Origin of the sequence: Limibacter armeniacum (assembly GCF_036880985.1) — a bacterium.
Taxonomy (GTDB): domain Bacteria; phylum Bacteroidota; class Bacteroidia; order Cytophagales; family Flammeovirgaceae; genus Limibacter; species Limibacter armeniacum.
This window is the reverse complement of the sequence record NZ_JBAJNO010000009.1, coordinates 1,725,139-1,743,890: the sequence shown is the minus strand read 5'-3', so window position 1 is coordinate 1,743,890 and position 18,752 is coordinate 1,725,139. Positions and strand designations below refer to the sequence as shown.

General features: G+C 40.7%; 18 protein-coding genes. 4 read left to right on the top strand and 14 right to left on the bottom strand.

Annotated elements, in window-relative coordinates:
• Positions 1-35: 35 nt before the first annotated feature.
• Both V6R21_RS25085 and V6R21_RS25080 read right to left on the bottom strand, forming a co-directional pair.
• Positions 36-518, bottom strand: coding sequence for a hypothetical protein (locus V6R21_RS25085; protein ID WP_334246276.1), 483 nt, complete (start codon positions 516-518; stop codon positions 36-38).
• A 593-nt stretch (positions 519-1,111) separates the two neighbouring features.
• A complete protein-coding gene (locus V6R21_RS25080; protein WP_334246275.1) occupies positions 1,112-1,843 on the bottom strand; it encodes a helix-turn-helix domain-containing protein in 732 nt (243 codons plus the stop codon).
• Between the two features lie 298 nt (positions 1,844-2,141).
• On the opposite strand from V6R21_RS25080, the gene V6R21_RS25075 reads away from it, so the two are divergent.
• The 4 genes from V6R21_RS25075 (at position 2,142) to V6R21_RS25060 (ending at position 6,310) form a co-directional block, all read left to right on the top strand.
• Entirely contained in the window at positions 2,142-2,408 is a 267-nt protein-coding gene (locus tag V6R21_RS25075; protein WP_334246274.1) for a hypothetical protein, read from the top strand.
• A gap of 12 nt (positions 2,409-2,420) precedes the next feature.
• Positions 2,421-3,791, top strand: a complete 1,371-nt coding sequence (locus tag V6R21_RS25070) for a hypothetical protein (RefSeq protein WP_334246273.1) — start codon at positions 2,421-2,423, stop codon at positions 3,789-3,791.
• Positions 3,792-4,148: 357 nt separating this feature from the next.
• Entirely contained in the window at positions 4,149-5,900 is a 1,752-nt protein-coding gene (locus V6R21_RS25065; RefSeq protein ID WP_334246272.1) for a hypothetical protein, read from the top strand.
• 5 nt (positions 5,901-5,905) lie between these two features.
• The gene (locus V6R21_RS25060; RefSeq protein WP_334246271.1) at positions 5,906-6,310 is read left to right on the top strand and encodes a hypothetical protein; all 405 of its coding nucleotides are present in this window, start codon (positions 5,906-5,908) and stop codon (positions 6,308-6,310) included.
• A gap of 195 nt (positions 6,311-6,505) precedes the next feature.
• Here the strand turns inward: V6R21_RS25060 and V6R21_RS25055 are convergent, their stop codons facing one another.
• From V6R21_RS25055 to V6R21_RS25000, 12 genes are all read right to left on the bottom strand, one after another.
• Positions 6,506-7,195, bottom strand: a complete 690-nt coding sequence (locus V6R21_RS25055) for an arsenate reductase/protein-tyrosine-phosphatase family protein (RefSeq protein WP_334246270.1) — start codon at positions 7,193-7,195, stop codon at positions 6,506-6,508.
• A 45-nt stretch (positions 7,196-7,240) separates the two neighbouring features.
• Positions 7,241-7,975 carry a metallophosphoesterase family protein gene (locus V6R21_RS25050; RefSeq protein WP_334246269.1) on the bottom strand — a complete coding sequence of 245 codons (735 nt, stop codon included), beginning with the start codon at positions 7,973-7,975 and terminating at the stop codon, positions 7,241-7,243.
• Positions 7,972-9,024, bottom strand: a complete 1,053-nt coding sequence (gene arsB / locus V6R21_RS25045; RefSeq protein WP_334246268.1) for an ACR3 family arsenite efflux transporter — start codon at positions 9,022-9,024, stop codon at positions 7,972-7,974. Before arsB ends, V6R21_RS25050 begins: the two co-directional genes overlap by 4 nt.
• On the bottom strand, positions 9,021-9,641 hold the full coding sequence (locus tag V6R21_RS25040; RefSeq protein WP_334246267.1) for an arsenate-mycothiol transferase ArsC: 621 nt from the start codon (positions 9,639-9,641) through the stop codon (positions 9,021-9,023). Before V6R21_RS25040 ends, arsB begins: the two co-directional genes overlap by 4 nt.
• A 10-nt stretch (positions 9,642-9,651) precedes the next feature.
• The gene (locus V6R21_RS25035; RefSeq protein WP_334246266.1) at positions 9,652-10,998 is read right to left on the bottom strand and encodes a protein-disulfide reductase DsbD family protein; all 1,347 of its coding nucleotides are present in this window, start codon (positions 10,996-10,998) and stop codon (positions 9,652-9,654) included.
• Positions 10,999-11,007: 9 nt separating this feature from the next.
• Positions 11,008-11,781 carry an arsenate-mycothiol transferase ArsC gene (locus V6R21_RS25030; protein ID WP_334246265.1) on the bottom strand — a complete coding sequence of 258 codons (774 nt, stop codon included), beginning with the start codon at positions 11,779-11,781 and terminating at the stop codon, positions 11,008-11,010.
• A gap of 17 nt (positions 11,782-11,798) precedes the next feature.
• Complete coding sequence (gene trxB, locus V6R21_RS25025; protein ID WP_334246264.1) at positions 11,799-12,740, bottom strand: thioredoxin-disulfide reductase; 942 nt, start codon at positions 12,738-12,740, stop codon at positions 11,799-11,801.
• 19 nt (positions 12,741-12,759) lie between these two features.
• Positions 12,760-13,230, bottom strand: coding sequence for a DUF6428 family protein (locus tag V6R21_RS25020; RefSeq protein ID WP_334246263.1), 471 nt, complete (start codon positions 13,228-13,230; stop codon positions 12,760-12,762).
• A gap of 47 nt (positions 13,231-13,277) precedes the next feature.
• Positions 13,278-13,613 carry an ArsR/SmtB family transcription factor gene (locus V6R21_RS25015; RefSeq protein ID WP_334246262.1) on the bottom strand — a complete coding sequence of 112 codons (336 nt, stop codon included), beginning with the start codon at positions 13,611-13,613 and terminating at the stop codon, positions 13,278-13,280.
• 212 nt (positions 13,614-13,825) lie between these two features.
• Positions 13,826-14,317: a hypothetical protein gene (locus V6R21_RS25010; protein ID WP_334246261.1), complete on the bottom strand. Its 492-nt coding sequence runs from the start codon at positions 14,315-14,317 to the stop codon at positions 13,826-13,828.
• A 365-nt stretch (positions 14,318-14,682) separates the two neighbouring features.
• Entirely contained in the window at positions 14,683-17,109 is a 2,427-nt protein-coding gene (locus tag V6R21_RS25005) for a TonB-dependent receptor (protein WP_334246260.1), read from the bottom strand.
• A gap of 49 nt (positions 17,110-17,158) precedes the next feature.
• A complete protein-coding gene (locus V6R21_RS25000) occupies positions 17,159-18,313 on the bottom strand; it encodes a DUF1624 domain-containing protein (RefSeq protein ID WP_334246259.1) in 1,155 nt (384 codons plus the stop codon).
• Positions 18,314-18,752 lie beyond the last annotated feature (439 nt).

Genomic DNA, 18,752 nt, shown 5'->3' with positions numbered 1-18,752 from the left:
GTCGACAGCATTTTTTAAAAGGAGCAAAGCAAAGATTAGTTAGCCGTATAGGTAACTTCATTGTAAACGACAGAACCAGCTCCGATACCGCCTTTCTCAAACTCCTGACAGATGGCAACCGCAAACTCATCCAGACTGTTTAGTTCCCACTGTACTTTAACATCATCCATGGTATCCAAAATGTCATCACTGGTACCTTGCTCTAATCGAAACAACACTTTTTCTTTAGCAGCTTCAGCAGTGTTGATCTCGATTTGCCACTTTTTTTGGTCAGTAGAGGAGGTTGCATTGTCACGATTGTATGTGTAGGTAGCTATTTTTTGCTCATAAGATTGCAGCTGGTTTAGTCTACGCTGTTGGCTTGCATCATCTTTGGCGTCCTGATACTCTGATTGACTGGTAGCAAACACCAGTTCTTTACGAATACCTTTAAGCTTTTCGATAAACTCTGAAAAAGACTCGACAGTCTGCAACTTACTTAGCTGCTCTTGAGGTGGTAATGCTGAGATAAAACTCATAATAGTAGATAAAAGGTTATAAATGTTTAGGCTTTGTTGCCTGACTGAAACTGCAAAAGGTTGGCAATGATATCAAAAAGAGCCTTATGGGCATATGTAATATAATCTGCACTACGCTATTTCATTGTGTTATAGGGATGTGTTTTCGTTTATAAAACATACTCCACTTTCTAAGTCTGGAAGATGTTATAAGAAGTTTCAGGCATAGCTTTCCAGTACTTCAGTTAAACTTATCACTAACCATTACTTACATTTTGAGAAAGATGTATTTTTATAGCCTTTTTCAACGCTCCGCTAATAGAGTAGAGTTTAGGTATGGAAAAATGGCGAGTAGTTTATCAAAGAGTATCCTTTTGTAACAACTATATTTTAGCTTCACTGATTTTTGAAAATGAGAAGTTATAAGCAGTAAGTGCTAGAAGATGGTATTGGTGCTGTTTGGTGTTGTAATTTGGATGGGGAACCTTGGTGTATTGCCATCCCGTTATCACGAAATGCACGGATAGTATGAAATGGTATTTTCTTTTATGAATTGCTGTAAGATTTGGGCTGAAATTTTGGCAAGGAAGTATAAAAAAATAGTAGTGGTCATGTTAAGCTACACATTTGGACGGGCAAGAGACCGCAGAAATAAGATTGTCTATAGTATAGGAATTCAGTAGTTGTACCATCACCTTCAGGTAGATGATAACGATATAAACTTTCTGCTCGCTTCTCAACTCGGAGACAGGAGGTTTAAGAGAATTGTGCATTTTTTGGCCTTTAATGGGCAGGGTTACTTGTCGTGATAAGAGACTGGTAACCTTAACCGAAACATACGAGTGCCGTTGCCAATAAGACTGATGTATACGGTACCAACGTTTAATCAATGAACGTGAGCGTGGCAAGCGGCAGAAAGCAGATTGGCGGGTAAAACAGAAGCGGTATTGGATATTGTAGTGGCGCCCCGGAAAGGCGAATATGGCTTTCCCTTGCCTGTCAAGACGCCCATCAGCTAAAAAATCACGTACACGGTAGCGGTTATCCTTTTGCCTGCGCCACCCTCTTCGTTTTCTGCTGCGCCCATTTTTTTGAGATAAAAACCTGCGAAACCGAACAATACTATTACCAATCGTTCCATCATGGCAACTAGCCTCACTGCGCCGCTGTTGCGCCAACCGATGTGCCTGCTCCGGACAGTACTTACCATAAATACTATTACGTTCCACTTCCCTACTTACCGAAGACCGATGCACGCCAATTTGCTCACCGATTTCGGTCAGGCTATGCCCTGCAGAAAGGGCTTGTGCAATCTGTTGTCTTTGTATGTAGGTAAGGTGTGTCATAGGTACTTGTATAATAAAAGTTTCAAGGCACTATGGAAAATGGGTTATTGGTAAGGGAGAGGTAAGGTTAGAGTCAAAAAAGTGAGTAGCTTATAGGATAGCGACTTTTTTTATATGGAGGAGTTAGTTTGTTGTAGCTGGCAGGGGATTATCAGGGATACCAGAAGATGAGGAGCGTCGCAAGAGTCGCAGGGAACTCGAGGAGGAGCTTTCGGAATGCAGGGAAAAGCTGGATCAGCAGAGGGTGGTTGATTTGTTGGTGTTGTGGTATCGTTGCTGGCACAACTTTGATGATAGCATGTGGTCATGGGTATTTGGAGAGAGGGCTGTAGACTATCAGCTTCTAATGAGTAAAGGTTGTGGGATCAGTACCGTGAAAATCTGCACGCTATTTACGAAGGTAAAGCAAGTCTACCAATATCAGATGTATCGCTACTGCATGGAGGTGTACCGGGATAATATCAATGGCTTTGAGAAGTTGGCGCAGGAGCGGGATAGTGAAAGAAGGTTTTTGGAGGAGATGAATACTTTCAGTAAAGACAATTCAATTTCTATTTCAATATAAAACCCAAAAACAATGAACAAGCAATGGTCCAATATGCAGTGGCAGGATGATTTACGCCATTTTGCCGATCTCTTGGTCGAGAAACCTTACTACTTGCAGAAAAAGACAGAGTACCGGCTATCGTTAGGCATCTCCTATTTGTTTAGCACTTTGAGTGTACTGACAGCTTTTGTTTTCGCAGCTGATTTTACCTCTAAGCTGATCCCGGAATCATGGATCAGTATTGAAGTCCGATTAGGTGGTGCGGGCATTATCTGCTTTGTGCTTTTGTATGCCTTGGAGCTGTTCAAAAGGAACCTTTGGTCAGAGGTATTTGAAGCAGCACTTAAGAAAAGTAAGCTTCCTTTTTTGGCAGGATTACTAGCAATAGCATTACTGTCTATGTCTGTTTACCTGAGTGTAAAAGGAGTCGAGTTGTTCACTCGAACATCCATGGATAAGGAAGAGGTTTTGACTGCAGACTATATTTCTCAAAAATCAGCCATTGATCAGGAGTTTGAAAAGCTTATCCAAAAAGAGCAGGAAGACTTAGCCGCATATAAAGCATCTGTCTCCTATCGGGGAAAAATTAATATTCATAATCCGACAACTCGCAATGTAATTGAAGGCCATACCCGTCGCATCGCAACGCTCCGCAACGACTGGAAATTGCGGCAGCAGGAACTGAAAGATTCGCATCAACAAGCATTGACGAAGAATACCGTGAGTACTGAAAATACAGCACTTAAGATGATGGTGTTCTCCTTTTCGGTAGAGATCCTGATCGCAGTTTTGCTCTACTTTATTATGTACTATCGTTACAGGTGCTTGAAAGAAAGTGGTTTTGATCCCACTAGATCTCTACAGCTGAGTAATCAAATACAACCGGAAGAACCTAGTCCTACTGATGGTCCGGGACGAAAGCGGTATCCTAAACCGGAACAGGAAAATACTGGGAATGTAATCGCAATGCGAAGCCGCAATGACACCGCAACGGTAAATGCTTCGACTGTTGGTGCTCAGTCACCAGTGTTAACAGGTGAAGTATACTCGTTAGCCGCTGAAGAAAAAGTGCTAACACCTGAAGTCAACCCGTTAACAGCGGAAAAGAAGGTGTTAACAGGAAGTGGAAACAGTCTATTTCAGGTGCATCGCAATAACACGCCTCCAATTGAACAAAAAGATACACCCGCAGAAGAATCCGAGTTAACCTCTTTCTACTGGAAAGAACGAACGAAGCTATGCGAAGAGATTATGGATATCGAAAAGCGGAATCTTAAAGTGACCAATGTAGCGCTGGCAAAAAAATACAAATGCTGTGAGTCTACCATCCGCAACGTCCGTCGAGCCATTCTGGAAGTACCTGTTAACAGCAGCAGGCAGCAGATGAAAATCAATTTTTAAACCAAGCTGTGCAAATCAGTGCAAGCAGAGGCAAACATGGTCAAGCCGATTACACATACTTTGTAATTTGCTTCTCTGTACTGAACAGCAACTTCAAAATAAGGAAGTGAATGCATGAGGAGTATCGTTGGTACTTCTCACCGCAACACTTCACGGTGCGCACAGCAAGAGCCAAGTTGGTTCTTGTCGGGTGAGGTGGTTCGACTCCACACGCATCACGAGGAAGAAGAAGCTAACCGCTTCATAAGTGGGGAGTGTGAGTGACTCTGACAGGTCCTTGCGCTACTCCATTATCAAACTGAACAGGGATTAATCCCTCATTGCTATACTTTTTATTCCACACGACCACTTACATCAATGGTTAGTCAAAGAGAAGTCCTAATGCCTTTGCTGAGCGAAGAGCATACCTTGTTTGTAATTACCTACAAGGCCGCTTATCAACGCTGTAAATCCTATCTGGATGCCTACTTTATCTTGGATGAGATCTCAAGAGAGGCTACTGCTTTTCGCAATGGCAAAGGTCCTTACACGAAGCTTAGTGCCGAGCAGTTGCATTATGAGCATAGGAAAAGAGTGCTGAAAGCAGTTGACCGATTTGAAAAAGGAGAGGAGGGGATTAACCTGGACCTACTTAAAGAGTTTGAGACACTAACCCAAGACTTAACGATTTACCGTGAAGAAGGTAAGACAGCTGTACGCCTTCATAAAAGCATTTTGCATACCGCATTTGAGTTGTTGCGGCTTTACCTGGCAGAATATGAAGATGCCAAAAAGCTGAAGCTGACGACCTATTATAACAACCTGCCTTATCTGCATACCAGGCAGACCTCATTGGCGACGCTAACAAGGTGTCACCGCAATACAATGCGTGATCATATAGACCGTTTGAAGCAGATTGGTTTTGTGGAAAAATACCGAGAGCGTTACGCTGGCGGATTGGAAATTCTGGTGAATTGGGATGTGGTTTTCGGAAAGGAAATCGCTGCATTGGTACGCCTGTGCCACGGAAAAAGTATGGAAGAAACCCAAAAGTTATTCACAAATGGCTGTGAACAACTTGATGGCAAAACTTCCAAAATAGACGCTGAAAAGCCTTTTTTAAGAGGAGTTGCACAGAAATTCACACCTTTATCTTCTGAGACTTCTATACAGAATAAGAATAAAGAAATTAAAACAGTAGAGGATGTGTATAATGTGAATAAGTTCACAACCTCTTCTGCTGTCACCGAGGGTACTGAAATTACCAATGGAGGACACCGCAGTAACGTTATTTTTGGTAACGACTTTTTTGGGAACGAGGAAAAAGAAGCTTCGGATGGGGAAGTGCCAAATTCCGGAAGTACTATTTCAAAACAAATTCCTCAACCACAGAAAAGTGATTCAAACCATACTGCAGGCAAGAGACTAGCCAAGGCGCTCGGAGAAAAAGCCGATACGCAGCAGGACCCGACGCCGCAACAGGAGCCACAACAAGAAGCAGAACCTGTTGAAAATAGTATTACGATCTCGCCTAAGTCGCAAGAGAAGCCCCAATACGGCTACAGCGAGCGTGAGCATAATTATTATCTCAAGTATGCTACCAGCTTCTGGAAAGAGGTCCGGAACAAGCTATACGTTCACCATTTCTTCACTCCTGAGCAGGAAGTGGCTATGATCCACAAAGTAGCCGAAGTTGTATTCCGCAATTTCCAAAACGATCAGAACTGGCAACACCAAGAATGGGTACGTTATTATTACCACTGTATCGCCGCTTTGAATTTCCAACATTTGGCATTGGTCAACTATGGCGCATATGTAACGCATCCGGCGAGTTATTTCAGCCCGGAAAATACCCACAACGGCTGGAATCAAAATGTGCAACGCTTTGAGGCTTATAAACGAAAGGCAAAATACTACGCCTTAAAAGGAGAGCTAAGCAAGATAGAGCTGGAGGCGGAACAGTATAGGAATGGAGAAGGAAAGTACATGACCAAGGATCCGCAACAGCTATTCCAGCTACATAAGCAGCGACTCCTAAAGCTAAAGAGTCCAGAGGTACTACAAGCCTTTTATGAGCTAGTGGCACAAAAGAGCATTTATACAAAAAGAAACTTTGACTTGAAACCCTAAAACCCATGGATAACAAACCACATGTGCTCCATATCACCTATGTGGATGCTAACCGCAGAAAGTATGTCTGTGATAACTTAACCAGAGCCAGAAAACTTCTCAATCAATATATCACAGCAGGAAGAGTGCATAATTATGGTCTCTATGAATATGACAAAAAAGCGAAAACACAAGGACGGCTTGTGGATCGTGCTACACTACAGCCTTTATCGAACGAAGTACAAGAATACTATATCCTACATATCACTTTTGTGGATGGTAACCGCCGAAAATTTGAGTGTAAGGGAAAGCATCGGATTAATGCTGTGGTAAAGCAGTTTTTGGGAAGGATTCATAATTATGGGGTGTATGAGTATGATAAGGGGAGGCAAGAACAGGGGAGGGAGGTTGTTAGAAAGAATATCTTATAAATACAAAATAGGATTGATTTTCTTTTTTGGATAGAGTCAAAATGAACAAAAAAAACAGCTATTTGAGATTCTCAAATAGCTGTTATGTTTTTGCAAATTGTATGACTTGCAACGTCCGGATTAGGACTCAGGTATCATGCAAATAATTTGCATGTGGTTGTTTTTAAGGTTTAAACTGCCACATACATGTAAATTTTATAAACTTGCTGATTTAACCTTTGCCATTAGGTATATAAGGTCTCTAGCAATTTGTTTACAAACGATGTCATAAGCCTTCTCCTCTTCTTCTGTCCCATCAAACTTACGAGGGTCTGTATAAGGAAGTGCTACACGCAAGGTAGCTCCTGGTATGATGGGGCATGCTCTATCAGCCTCACTGCATACCATGATGGCTATAAAATCTTTTTTAGGGTTTTGCATATCATCATACTTTTTGGAGTACATCAAGAAAGTTTCTTCACCCAATTGAATCGAGTATTGCGGAATATCCGCTCCTGGTGCCATTTTTAGGTCAAATCCAACTCTTTGCAGAGTAGCAGCAGCACGAGGATTTAAGGCTGTAGCATGTGTACCACCTGAATAAGCTTCAATATTTATATTATAGTACTGTCCGATAGCTTCCGTTATAAGTTGAGCCATCTGACTTCTTCTAGAGTTGTGTGAACAGACAAAGTGTAGTTTTACTGTACTGTTGGAAATTATATGTGAAGCAGTTTCCTGAAGTACTTGCTTGCGGTCTTCTGGAATCTGTAGTGTATCCTTCTCTACACTTCTAAGGTAGCGTTTTACCTTGGATGGTAGTGTTGATTGGGCCTTCACTTCGATGGCTCCAAAATGGATAACAAAGGTGGTGATCAGTAAGATCAGAGGGTTCTTGAAATTCATGGAATTAGCAATTGAAAATTTATTTGCTTCGATTGAGACGCTGTCTTATTTGGCTAAGCGTAAGGCCTCTATATACTCAAGAGGAAAAAGACTTTGAGAAAGTTTATCTAATGCGATATCTACCTTGTAGCTTACACGGTGTAGCTTTACGTTCAATTTATCTAACTTGTGTTCAGAGAAATATTGGTCTAGCTCAAGCATTACATAACAAGCTCTATTGTCACCATCTTTTGGTTTACCGACAGATCCAGTATTAATCACATGTTTCCATATAGTTTTTCCCTGATTGACCAATGCCAAGCGACGATGATAGGGTTTGTGAGTGTGCCCACAGAGCAATATGTCTGTCTGAGAATTTTCCATCATGTCACTGATCTTATCTTTGGGATAGTCACTTGTTAGATATTCGGTATTGGAATCTACACTGCCATGAACCATTAGAAGTTTGATCTGTTGCTCATTACTTTCAAAGACTAAAGACTGATGATATGGTAAGGCGCTTAAAAACTGACGGTTATCTTCAGATAACATAGACACCGTGATTCCTCGATTTGTAAATCTGTCTGGTTCAGCTGTGATCATTGCTTCATCATGATTCCCCATGATAGTAGGTATTTTCCTGCGTCGAAGCTCTTCCACAACTTCGTTAGGCCAGCAATTATATCCCACTAGATCACCAAGACAGTAGATATAGTCTGGTTGTTTGCTATCAATATCAGCAAGTACCGCCTCTAGAGCAGGCATATTAGCGTGTATATCTGATATAAATGCGATTTTCATTTTGTAGGTAGGTTATTTGGCTTGTAGTATTGTTTTTTTAACCAAAAAGATACTTTTACCAATAGTATTAAAGCTGGAACCTCTACTAAAGGTCCAATTACTCCTGTAAATGCCTGACCTGAATTAAGGCCAAAAACTGCAATGGCAACCGCAATAGCCAATTCAAAATTATTTCCGGCAGCAGTAAAGGCAATGGAAGCATTCACATCGTACTCAGCCCCCATAGTTTTACTTATGAAAAAACCAATCAGGAACATCAAAGCGAAATACACTAATAGAGGAATGGCTATTCTTATGACATCCATTGGAATTTGAACGATCAGTTCACCTTTAAGGGAAAACATGACTACGATGGTAAAAAGAAGCGCTATTAAAGTAATTGGAGAAATAGTGGGGATGAATTTAGTTTTGTACCATTCTTCTCCTAGCCATTTTACCAAAAGAATACGGCTTAGTAGGCCAGCTAAAAATGGAATACCTAAGTAAATAGCGACGCTTTCTGCTATGATTGCAATTGATATATCTACGATAGCCCCTTCAAAACCAAATAAAGGTGGAAGCTTCGTGATAAAAAGCCAAGCATAAAAGCTGTAGGCAAATACCTGAAAAATACTGTTCAAAGCTACTAGCCCAGCTCCATACTCACTGCTTCCATCTGCTAGGTCATTCCATACCAATACCATGGCAATACAGCGGGCAAGGCCAATCAGTATAAGACCCACCATGTACTCAGGGTAATCTTGAAGAAATATTAAGGCCAGTACAAACATTAATACTGGGCCAATGATCCAATTGAGTAGAAGAGAGATGGATAAAACTTTTACATTTTTAAATACTTTTGGTAAAAGTTTGTAGTCCACTTTAGCTAGTGGAGGATACATCATCAGAATCAGCCCAATGGCTATAGGAATATTCGTACTGCCACTACTAAAGGAATTGATAAAAGTAGATGTTGAAGGGAATAAATAACCGATGCTTACCCCAATGGCCATCGCAAGAAATATCCACAAAGTAAGATATTGATCTAAAAATGATAGTTTACTCTTCATGACTTCACATTTGAGAATACAAACAACATTTCCCTGGCAATATCCTTACAACGTTCATCGTATTTTTCCTCTTGTTGTGGGGTTCCATCATAGTCTTTCGGATCCTCAAAAGGAAGTGAAATTCTTTTCGATGCCGTAGGGATGAACGGACAGTTGGCATCTGCATGAGAACAGGTCATTACAGCTGCAAACCCACTTTGTACATTGAAGCTGTCATCATATGTTTTGGAAAAACCTATTATTGCAGGTTCGTTATGATGATACTTGATACTATATACAGGGTTTTTACCTTCTGAAAGCATTTTGATTTCTAACCCTGCTTTTTCAAGTGCATGTGCAGCCATGTGATACATAGCTGTCGCTTCTGTTCCACCCGAATAAGTGCATACATTGTTAATTCCAAAGTGGAAGGCAGCCACTTGTGCCCAAACTTGGGACAAGTGACTCCGTCTTGAATTATGTGTACAAATAAGTATTAGATCAGCCTTACCTTTATCTTGTATACTTGTCTGTACAAAAGCTGTCAATTGTTTTAGTACAGCTCTTCTGTCATCAGGTATTTGGTTAAATTCTGATTTAACTTCTTCGATATATTTGTCAAGTTGTTGTGAGCTCATATCAATCGATTTATTCTGAAAGAAACATGGCTATTTCCTCTGTTTTTTGATAATCATTTGTTTTATACAGCATATTGCCATCTGTATCTGTAATTACAAAAAAGGGTAACCCAACATTCAATTCAGGGAAGCGAGAGTCTTTTTTATACTTTTCGAACTCTTCAGAAGTATCATAAATCTTGTAGAGTACTGCATTCTGAAGTGCCTCATTAAGTCCCTCATCTTGCTGAGTCAGCTTTTGAAACGCTTTACAGTTTGTACACCAATTGCCATGAAAATCCAAAAACACCAGTTTCCCTTGTTTTTTTGCGGCATCATAGGCTGCGTCTTTATCTGTATACCAAGTTAGGTTTCCTTTTTGTTCCGTTACATTTACTTCTGTGGAAGCAATGGATGGTTGTGCTGTAATAGTCTGCGGAGCAAACGATCTGAATAAAATCAGCCCACCGACTACTGCAGCCAATGTGAACAGTGCATTTCGCATTTTTTGGTGTGGGAACAACTCACTTTTTTGGAGATGATATATAGCCAAAACCAATATAAATGCTCCTATAGCAATATTGAATACTGTAGCTTCCTCGAAGCCATATCCTAATAGACCTTTTTCAAGGTAATTGTAAGAGAAATAGATAATCAGGGCAGCAAAAGCATACTGTACATATTTCATCCATTTCCCCGCTTTAGGTAGCTTGGCTCCTAGAACTCCAATCAGTAAGAATGGCGTTCCGACTCCAAAACCAAATACGAACAGTTTTAAGGATGCACCTAGCACAGACTCTAAACTTATGGAAGTAGTGTTAGAGGCAATGCCAATCAGAATACTGACCACAACAGGACCTACGCATGCAGAAGAAAGCAAGCCTGCACTTAATCCCATTAAGTAGGTACCTAAAGCTCCTTTTTGCGTACTGTCCCCACTGGATCCTGAAAAAATAGAAATAAATAATAATTCAGCTGAAGAGAGTCCCAATAAGATGAGTACTGTAGCAATCAATAAATTTGTAATGGGGTAGCGTAGTACTTCATTGAAAGCTCCCCCAGTAGTTCCTGCAATAATTCCGAAGGCAAAATACATTGACACAATACCTAGAAAATATACGATAGGGTGTAGTGTTTTTATATCTGAATTCCCTCTAGCCTTCAGGATATTGATTGTGATCGGATATAATGGATATACGCAGGGCAGCAAGCTGGCAGCCAGCCCCCCTATTAGAAGAAATAAATACGATAAGATGGAGTTGTTGTCAGCAGAGAGCTGCTGTCCTACCCAATCATTCATTTCCGAAACAATAGAGGTAGCAAAAGCGGGCGTAGAGCCCACCAGTGCTAGAACCAATAGCAAAATTGATTTCTTCATGAGGTTATATTATCCCTTTACTTGTGAAAACAGGTAAAATTCTTCTGTGGCGATCTGTTTGCAACGCTCGTCATAAGTAGCAGCCTCTTGTGGCGTATTGTCTGACACTTTAGGATCTACATATGGAATAGCCAGTCGCATAGAAGCCCCCGCTACTGTTGGGCAGTTTTTATCAGCATGTGAGCATGTCATCACAGCTGCAAAGTTTTTCTGTGGATTGCTTTCGTGTGTATACTTTTTGGAGAAGGCCTCTACTAATGGCTTATGATCACCATAGGAAACGGAGTAAACAGGGTTATCACCCTCTGTTTTTGGCTCAATTTTGAATCCGGCACGCTTCAGGCAAGCAACAGAACGAGGATTAAAAGCTGTAGCCTCTGTACCTCCAGAATAAGTAGTTACAGCATTAACACCATAATAATCGGCAGCTACCATTCCCCATAGTTGTGACATGTGGCTTCTTCTTGAGTTATGTGTACAGATGTAGATAATCTTAGCGTCTTCTCCAGCATTTGATTTTGATCTGATATACAAAGCTAGTTTCTTTAATTGCTTTTTGCGTTTTTCATCAATACTGTCAAATCCTTTAATAGCATCCTCGATGTAGGCGTTTATTTCAGCATGAAATTCAGTTCCTTTCTGACTACTTTCTGAGGTTACTTGGCTTTTTGTATTACCAAGGGTAGCCTCCTGACTTTCAGTAATATTTTCTTTATTTTCTGTTTGCTGATTACATGAAAACAACATGGTTGTCATGCTTAAAATGAGTACAATTCGTTTCATCCTTTTATTTGTTTTAGTTAAACTGTGATTTGATCTTCTATTCTCATTAGATACTTTTCCGCTTCAAGGGCTGCCATACAGCCAGATCCAGCAGCTGTAACAGCTTGCCTGAATTTCTTGTCTTTAACATCTCCACAAGCAAATACTCCGGGGATATTTGTTTCTGTAGAATCTGCTTTAGTAATAATATATCCTTGCTCATCTGTATGAATAGACGGCTTCAAAAAGGAAGAATTAGGTCTATGACCAATGGCCACAAAAAATCCTTCTGCACTGATTTCAGTAGATTCACCTGTTTCAGTGTTTCTTACTCTAGCTCCCTCAACTTCTTGTTTACCTAAAACCTCAACAGTTTCTGTATTCCAGTAGACTTTAATATTTTCCTTTTTTAGCACTCTGTCTTGCATGATTTTGGAAGCCCTCAAGTGGTCTTTTCGCACCAACATGTGTACAGTAGGGCATAGATTAGACAGGTATAAAGCTTCTTCACAGGCTGAATCACCACCCCCGACAATGATTACTTCCTTGCCTCTGTAAAAGAAACCATCGCACACCGCACAAGCGGACACACCAGAACCATTTAACCGTTGTTCTGACTCCAACCTTAGCCATTTAGCTGATGCTCCTGTAGCTATAATGATACTATCAGATGAAATTTTAGTACCGTTATCTAGCTTTAGTATGTAAGGGTGTTGACTAAAGTCAACTTCCATTACTTGGTTAAAGCGGATGTCAGTGCCGAAGCGTACCGCTTGTTGCTTGAATTCATCCATCATTTGTGGACCATTGATTCCTTGAGGGTAACCTGGGAAATTTTCCACGTCATTGGTGATCATAAGCTGTCCTCCAGGTTGTGATCCTGTAAGCATTACTGGTTTAAGGTTAGCTCGAGCAGCATAGATTGCGGCTGTATATCCTGCAGGTCCAGCGCCGATGATGATACATTTTTGATGCTCCATTTTATTTTGATTTTTGATATTAACAACATCCAGAACCAGGAGTACAGGTATTCTTCTGAGCTTGGAGTTCAGAGAGTCTGATTTTTGGTTTTTCCTGAGGTATACCACATTTGTCTTTAGCTAGACAGTCGGTTTGCATAGAGGTTAATTGGAATGTATCGGTTCTGAATTCCAGACCGTATTTTCCAATTGTTTCGCCTTGATATTCTACTTCGATCTCTAAATCCTGCAGTTCGAGTTGCTTCTCAGAAAGCTCAATGATAGATCGAAGTTTTTGAGCACTTAACCTGTGATCATAATCTGAAGCTGTGAATAGTTGAAAATTGATTACCGCTTCATTTCTTACCGTACCGCCACAATCGATGAAGTTTTTATGGACGCACCCAACTTCTGTAACATGAAAGTGGGAGGGTACTGATTCACCGCTAGGCAAGATGAATGTTACTTCTTCTATATCTAATAGAACTTTTTTGATTTCTGACAATTTCATAATTGTTAACTTTATTGCAATATTACGATGAATGAGAGTAAAAAAATTTAACAGCACTCTTGACTGTCCGGTGTTTGATAAGCATCAAACATTTCAGTGAAAAGCGACTTGATTTCCATCCAGCGCTTTCCGTCGATACAGTAACTGATAGAAGTACCTTCAATCGTTCCCTGAATCATTCCGACATTTTTAAGCTCTCTGAGATGCTGACTAATGGTTGCTTGAGACAAACCCAACTCTTGTACAAGATCACCATTAATACAGGCATTCGCCTTGAGTAAATGCTGTAAAATAGCGACTCTTGCAGGGTGGGCAATAGCCTTAGCTATAGTAGCCAATCTGTTTTGCTCGTCTGTAAATAAGTCTGTTCTCGTAACACCCATAGTTTGAATATTTATTTCATTGCAATATTGCGATGAATAAATTTTAATTACAAATACTTTTCATTATTTCTATTTGAAAAGTACTAGTATTAATGGCCGAAGTTAGCCTCCATACCTACTAGCTCTATTTTGTAGGCGCTGCCTGACACAGTGAAAGACTTCGCCTCATGTATGTCTTTGGTACTGATCTGGCTGATCTTTTCTTTGCTAGGCTACAGCAGGTAGATGTAACGGCTACTTGCTTTTACTGACACATTGTTTTTCGTATCCGCCGCAATGGCATCAAATGCGTTTTTCTGCTGTATCAGTGTGCCTGCCATCAGGTTGTAGTGGCTCAGGGTTCCGTTACGTTCAGTCAAAATAACCGACTCTCCCTTCATGTCTTTCACACAGTCCAGCAGCTCTGCCGTCTCAAAGATAGGAGTCAGCTGGTTATTGTCGATATCAATGATGTAGGCTCCTTTGCTAGCAGTATAACCAATAAATTTATCTGCTCCTTTGGCATAAAAGATAGACCCGATCCACGCTGTACCGAAAGAAGCGGGATACTCGATCAGGTGCTGCTCACCGCTGGCTTCTACAACCAGTATGCCGCTTGCAAAACCGAACAGTACAGCTTGTCCATCTGAGGCATTGCCATGAATGCCTGCAACCTGAAGGGTCGATGCATGGACGATTTTGCCTTCGTTGTCAATGATTCTCACGCGCTCAGGAAGTACTCCCGATATACTACCGTCTTTTTCAGCTTAATTTAGTAAGGTAAGAAAATGCTATAACAGATGTAACGGAAGTGGGAGTTAACCTAGACAGAGATGGATTTGTAGTAGCTCAAGAAGAGCATGAACACGCTATCCATTTTCGTCAATGATCCTTACTCAATTAGGAAGCGGGTCTGAAATACATCCATCTTTCTCAGGGATTACAGACAAACCTTTGCTGAACATTTAGTATAGCTCATGATGTGTACCACACTAGTTTAAACCTGCTTAAAATTGACGTTGGTTCCATAAAAATTCCCCTCATTTCTGATACTCAAAGTCACATTCCCATTATTAATAACGATCATCTCTTAAAAAGTATATCCGATACTCAATAGGTAGTTTCTTGGCGCACCCGGGAACAAACGGGCATAGCTGTAACCGCCAACCCAATATGTTTTATCAAATACATTGTCTACGGTAAGCGCAACTTTTACTTTATTGACCTTATAGGAAATTCCTGCATCAAAAAGTGTATAGGCTGGAAGCTGTAAGTCCTGATCAAAGGTATTTCTATTCGAAACGAAGTGAGCGCCCACATTTAGGTTCAAACCACTTAGTCTTCCGTCAAAGGCATAGTTGGCAAAACCGCCACCAGAATGGAGAGGTGCATTTTCTTTGATTTTCCCGATCAGTGCTTCGTCCGAATCTTCTTCAATTGTCGCCTTGTTATAGGCATAGTTGGCTGTAAGGCTTAGGTTACTGCCAATGCGACCGTTAACGTCTACCTCTATACCCCTTGATCTTTCCGCACCTCTTTGTTCTACCAGTCCTGTATTAATGTTGGTTGTCAGGATATTCGTATTGGTAATATCGTAGGCTGCTAAAGTTGCAGAAAGACGATCGTTGAAGAAGGTACCTTTAGCACCGATCTCTAGCATTTTTCCTTCTGAAGGATCATAAGATCCCTCAGTGGCCGTTGCGATAAGGTCAGTAGGGTTTTGTGGCTGGAAGCTTTCTGTATACGTACCATATAGGTTTATAGCTTTATTCAAGGCATACACTACCCCAACTCTTGGTAAGAATTTTTGGTGTACAGTTTCTTCCTCATCATTCTGCTGGTAGTTATAGATGTCTGTGTAAAATTCCTGACGTAAGCCTAACAGTACCTGTAAACGTCCCCACTTCATCTGATCCTGAATATATACCCCTTGCGTATAGTATCGGGTAGACGGTAACTCATAAGGGTTAAGTATATAATCACTCGTATACCCGATGGTATAGTCCGGATTTTCCAAATCGAAGTGAGGTATATTAGGTTGAGGTAAGCCGTCTACCATGATATAATTCTCAGGGTTCTCAGGGTCATATGCTGCCAAACCTCCATCTACAGTACGGTAAATGGAACTGCCACTTGTATAGATTGCAGAACCTCCTACAGGCCGTATGCTTTGGATAAAATCATAACCAAACAGCACCTTGTGCTCAATACCTCCCGTTTGCGTATCCCATACAAAATAAGAGCTAAGGTTATCATTGATCTGCTGTTGCAGACGTGCCGATATACGCATTCCCATTAAGGTTGGAATTTCATTTCCTTCAGTGTCCACTGCATAGTTACTGGAAGTTCGGTGCTCATACAAATCCTCTTCATAGGCATAGCGCATATAAGAAGCATTGAAGCTAAAGTTGTCAGCAAACTTATGGTTCATAGACAATGTGCTATAAACAACATTGGTCTTGTGGTAATCATTGGTTGCTCCAATAGCGAAAGAAGTTGGCGTAGAGTAAAGGTTTGTTCCTGCCGTTCCACCGAAGATTGGTTGTCCACGGTCCAGTTTGCCATCAAAATCGGTAATCACCAAATCAAAGTTGATACTCGTCTTGTCAGTAGGGATAAATGAGAAGGAAGGAGCAATCATTAAAGACTTGAATTCCTGTAAGTCTCTAAAGCTGTCTGCATTCTCATAGGCAACATTCAGACGGTAAAGCAGGGTTTTCTTCTCGTTCAATGATCCAGTAAAATCAAGGGTAGAACGAAGGGTATTGAAGCTACCTGTAGTGAAGCTAATGGCTTTACGCTCCTCTTCCAATGGCTTTTTGGTAACGCGGTTCATGGTTCCACCCGGAGAAGAGTTTCCGAAGACAGCAGAAGCAGGACCCTTGATCACTTCTACACGCTCAAGATTGGCTGTTAAAGTTTGAGGACCGAAAAGGGTAGGTACTCTCAATCCATTGATCAGCTCTTGCTGAGACTGAAACCCACGGATAGTGAAGTTATTGTAATAAGAATACTGACTAACACCACTGATGTTTTCTACTACATCGTTTACCCTATAGGCTTGTCTGTCATCCATCACCTCTTTGGTTACAAAACCAATTGCCTGAGGCGTATCTTTAATAAGGGTAGCTGTTTTGGTTGCGCCGAATGATGAGCTATTGTCATAGCTTATACTTTTACGTCCCGTAATCTCAACTGTCTGAAGCTCGGTACTGCTTTCCGTAAAGTCAAAATCAACCTGTAGCGCTTGCCCGGCAGATAGCTCAACTGTTTTTTCCTGTTTCAGATAATTGATAAATGAAGCAACTAAGGTATAACTGCCTGCACTTAGGTTCTCAAGCTTGTATTCTCCATCCTGATTGGTCGTGCTACCAGTAGAAGTGCCTTTTATGGTGATGTTGACAAATTCCAGAGGTTTTCCACTTTCGTCTTGAACGGTACCGAAGATAGAACCGTCTTGTGCAAATGCCATACTGTGAATCAGTAGGATTAAACCTAGCAGTAAACTTTTTTTCATAGTTTGGTTGTATAGTATGTATATCGAATTCGTTCCTGAATATTTAAGCCTAAAAATACTTGATCAACTTCGAGGAACTCTGACGTTTATAAATGGAAAACCATTTTGTTGGATAGTACAGAACGACTAAAAGTATGACGGTAAATAACCAGATCTGCCAGAGTGCGTCAAACCCAAAGTACTCTCCTTGTTGGATGCCATAAACCGCGACAAATATTTTGTAGAGGATAAGCAGAACGTATAAATGTAAAATGTAGAAAAACATAGGGGCTGCCCCAAAGATCCTTAAATTCTCTGTCCACTTAGATTCAGTTTGTTCAAACCAAGAAAGCAGTAAACAGGCAATCCCAATTGTCAGCAACAAGTAGTCTAAAGAAGGAGGATATTTAGTGAAGTTCAGGAAAGACATGACTGACTTGATCAGCGTCTCTTGCGGTTCCCAAGGCAATGTTTCCCCATAGAGATTAAATCCTCTCAAGATCAACAACAAGGAAAGCAAGCCAAGTCCCAGACCAATTAATAGCTTGTTTCTTTTCGAAGCCGATATTTTACTGCTGTAAAGCGGACCCGCAAAGTAGCCAAGTAATATCACGCCAATCCATGGCAATACCGGATAAGACGCTTTTATCTTGAGTGCCCCATCAGAGATAAGATACCCTCTGTCATGTAGAATGGTCCACAATGTGTAACCCCATTCACCTGCTTCAAAAGAAATCGGAACCAAAGTGTTATGTCCAAAAACAATCAAAGCGCCAATACCCCCGATCCAAAATCGGTTCAGCTTACACAGTACAGATAAGCTGATCATGCTGAGTCCTATTGCCCAGATCACTTGCAGATACAGCGTCTGATAGTAGCCAAACCATGATAAGTTGATGACAGTTACCTCAAGCAAAACTAAGAAAAGACCTCTTTTAAACAGAAAAGAACTGGCTGAGCGAGGAGCTTTACCTTTAGGGTTCGCATATAACCAAGCAGACAAACCCGTCAGGAATACAAAAACAGGAGCGCATAAATGTGCCAATATCCGAGTAAAGAATAAGGAGGCACTTGTTTGTTCTATATCAATAGGATCACTGATTGGAATATGGTAAAAGAAGCGTTCTCTTACATGATCCAACAGCATAATCATCATTACAAGACCTCGTAAAATATCAATAGATGAAACTCGTGATGTTTTGCTTGTTTGTTTTTGTCGTTCCATTAGGACATGATAAATTCAGTAATAGTCTAGTCAGTTTTTCATAGTGGTTGTCATTCTCATCTTTTACAATGTCAATGCAACGTAGTCGCAAATATAATGAGGTGTGAGTTAAATGCAATAATGTTGCATTTAACTTGTTGCTGATAATGCTAAAAATGAAAAGTAATTAGGAGACCTAACCTGAACTCTATAAAGAAAAATCATGTAACAGCTTTATTAGATCATCAAAAGACGATCTTGAATAGGTTGCTTTCATTTCAACTGTTGCATTGTCCTTGAACACGATTTGGCTGATCTGACCGTTTTTGTGGTCCAGTGAAGTAATCTCTTTTTCGATGATTGGAGTACTGGAATACGATTCTGATTGATTTTTTCAATCTGTTCTAGGGTAAGGGAGGATTTTCCATTCGTGAAAATCGTAAGGTCTTTTGTCTAATTA

Coding starts and splice junctions, on each gene's coding strand:
- V6R21_RS25085 (WP_334246276.1), bottom strand. CDS start 518: ATGAGTTTTATCTCAGCATTACCACCTCAAGAGCAGCTAAGTAAGTTG.
- V6R21_RS25080 (WP_334246275.1), bottom strand. CDS start 1,843: ATGACACACCTTACCTACATACAAAGACAACAGATTGCACAAGCCCTT.
- V6R21_RS25075 (WP_334246274.1), top strand. CDS start 2,142: ATGTGGTCATGGGTATTTGGAGAGAGGGCTGTAGACTATCAGCTTCTA.
- V6R21_RS25070 (WP_334246273.1), top strand. CDS start 2,421: ATGAACAAGCAATGGTCCAATATGCAGTGGCAGGATGATTTACGCCAT.
- V6R21_RS25065 (WP_334246272.1), top strand. CDS start 4,149: ATGGTTAGTCAAAGAGAAGTCCTAATGCCTTTGCTGAGCGAAGAGCAT.
- V6R21_RS25060 (WP_334246271.1), top strand. CDS start 5,906: ATGGATAACAAACCACATGTGCTCCATATCACCTATGTGGATGCTAAC.
- V6R21_RS25055 (WP_334246270.1), bottom strand. CDS start 7,195: ATGAATTTCAAGAACCCTCTGATCTTACTGATCACCACCTTTGTTATC.
- V6R21_RS25050 (WP_334246269.1), bottom strand. CDS start 7,975: ATGAAAATCGCATTTATATCAGATATACACGCTAATATGCCTGCTCTA.
- arsB (WP_334246268.1), bottom strand. CDS start 9,024: ATGAAGAGTAAACTATCATTTTTAGATCAATATCTTACTTTGTGGATA.
- V6R21_RS25040 (WP_334246267.1), bottom strand. CDS start 9,641: ATGAGCTCACAACAACTTGACAAATATATCGAAGAAGTTAAATCAGAA.
- V6R21_RS25035 (WP_334246266.1), bottom strand. CDS start 10,998: ATGAAGAAATCAATTTTGCTATTGGTTCTAGCACTGGTGGGCTCTACG.
- V6R21_RS25030 (WP_334246265.1), bottom strand. CDS start 11,781: ATGAAACGAATTGTACTCATTTTAAGCATGACAACCATGTTGTTTTCA.
- trxB (WP_334246264.1), bottom strand. CDS start 12,740: ATGGAGCATCAAAAATGTATCATCATCGGCGCTGGACCTGCAGGATAT.
- V6R21_RS25020 (WP_334246263.1), bottom strand. CDS start 13,230: ATGAAATTGTCAGAAATCAAAAAAGTTCTATTAGATATAGAAGAAGTA.
- V6R21_RS25015 (WP_334246262.1), bottom strand. CDS start 13,613: ATGGGTGTTACGAGAACAGACTTATTTACAGACGAGCAAAACAGATTG.
- V6R21_RS25005 (WP_334246260.1), bottom strand. CDS start 17,109: ATGAAAAAAAGTTTACTGCTAGGTTTAATCCTACTGATTCACAGTATG.
- V6R21_RS25000 (WP_334246259.1), bottom strand. CDS start 18,313: ATGGAACGACAAAAACAAACAAGCAAAACATCACGAGTTTCATCTATT.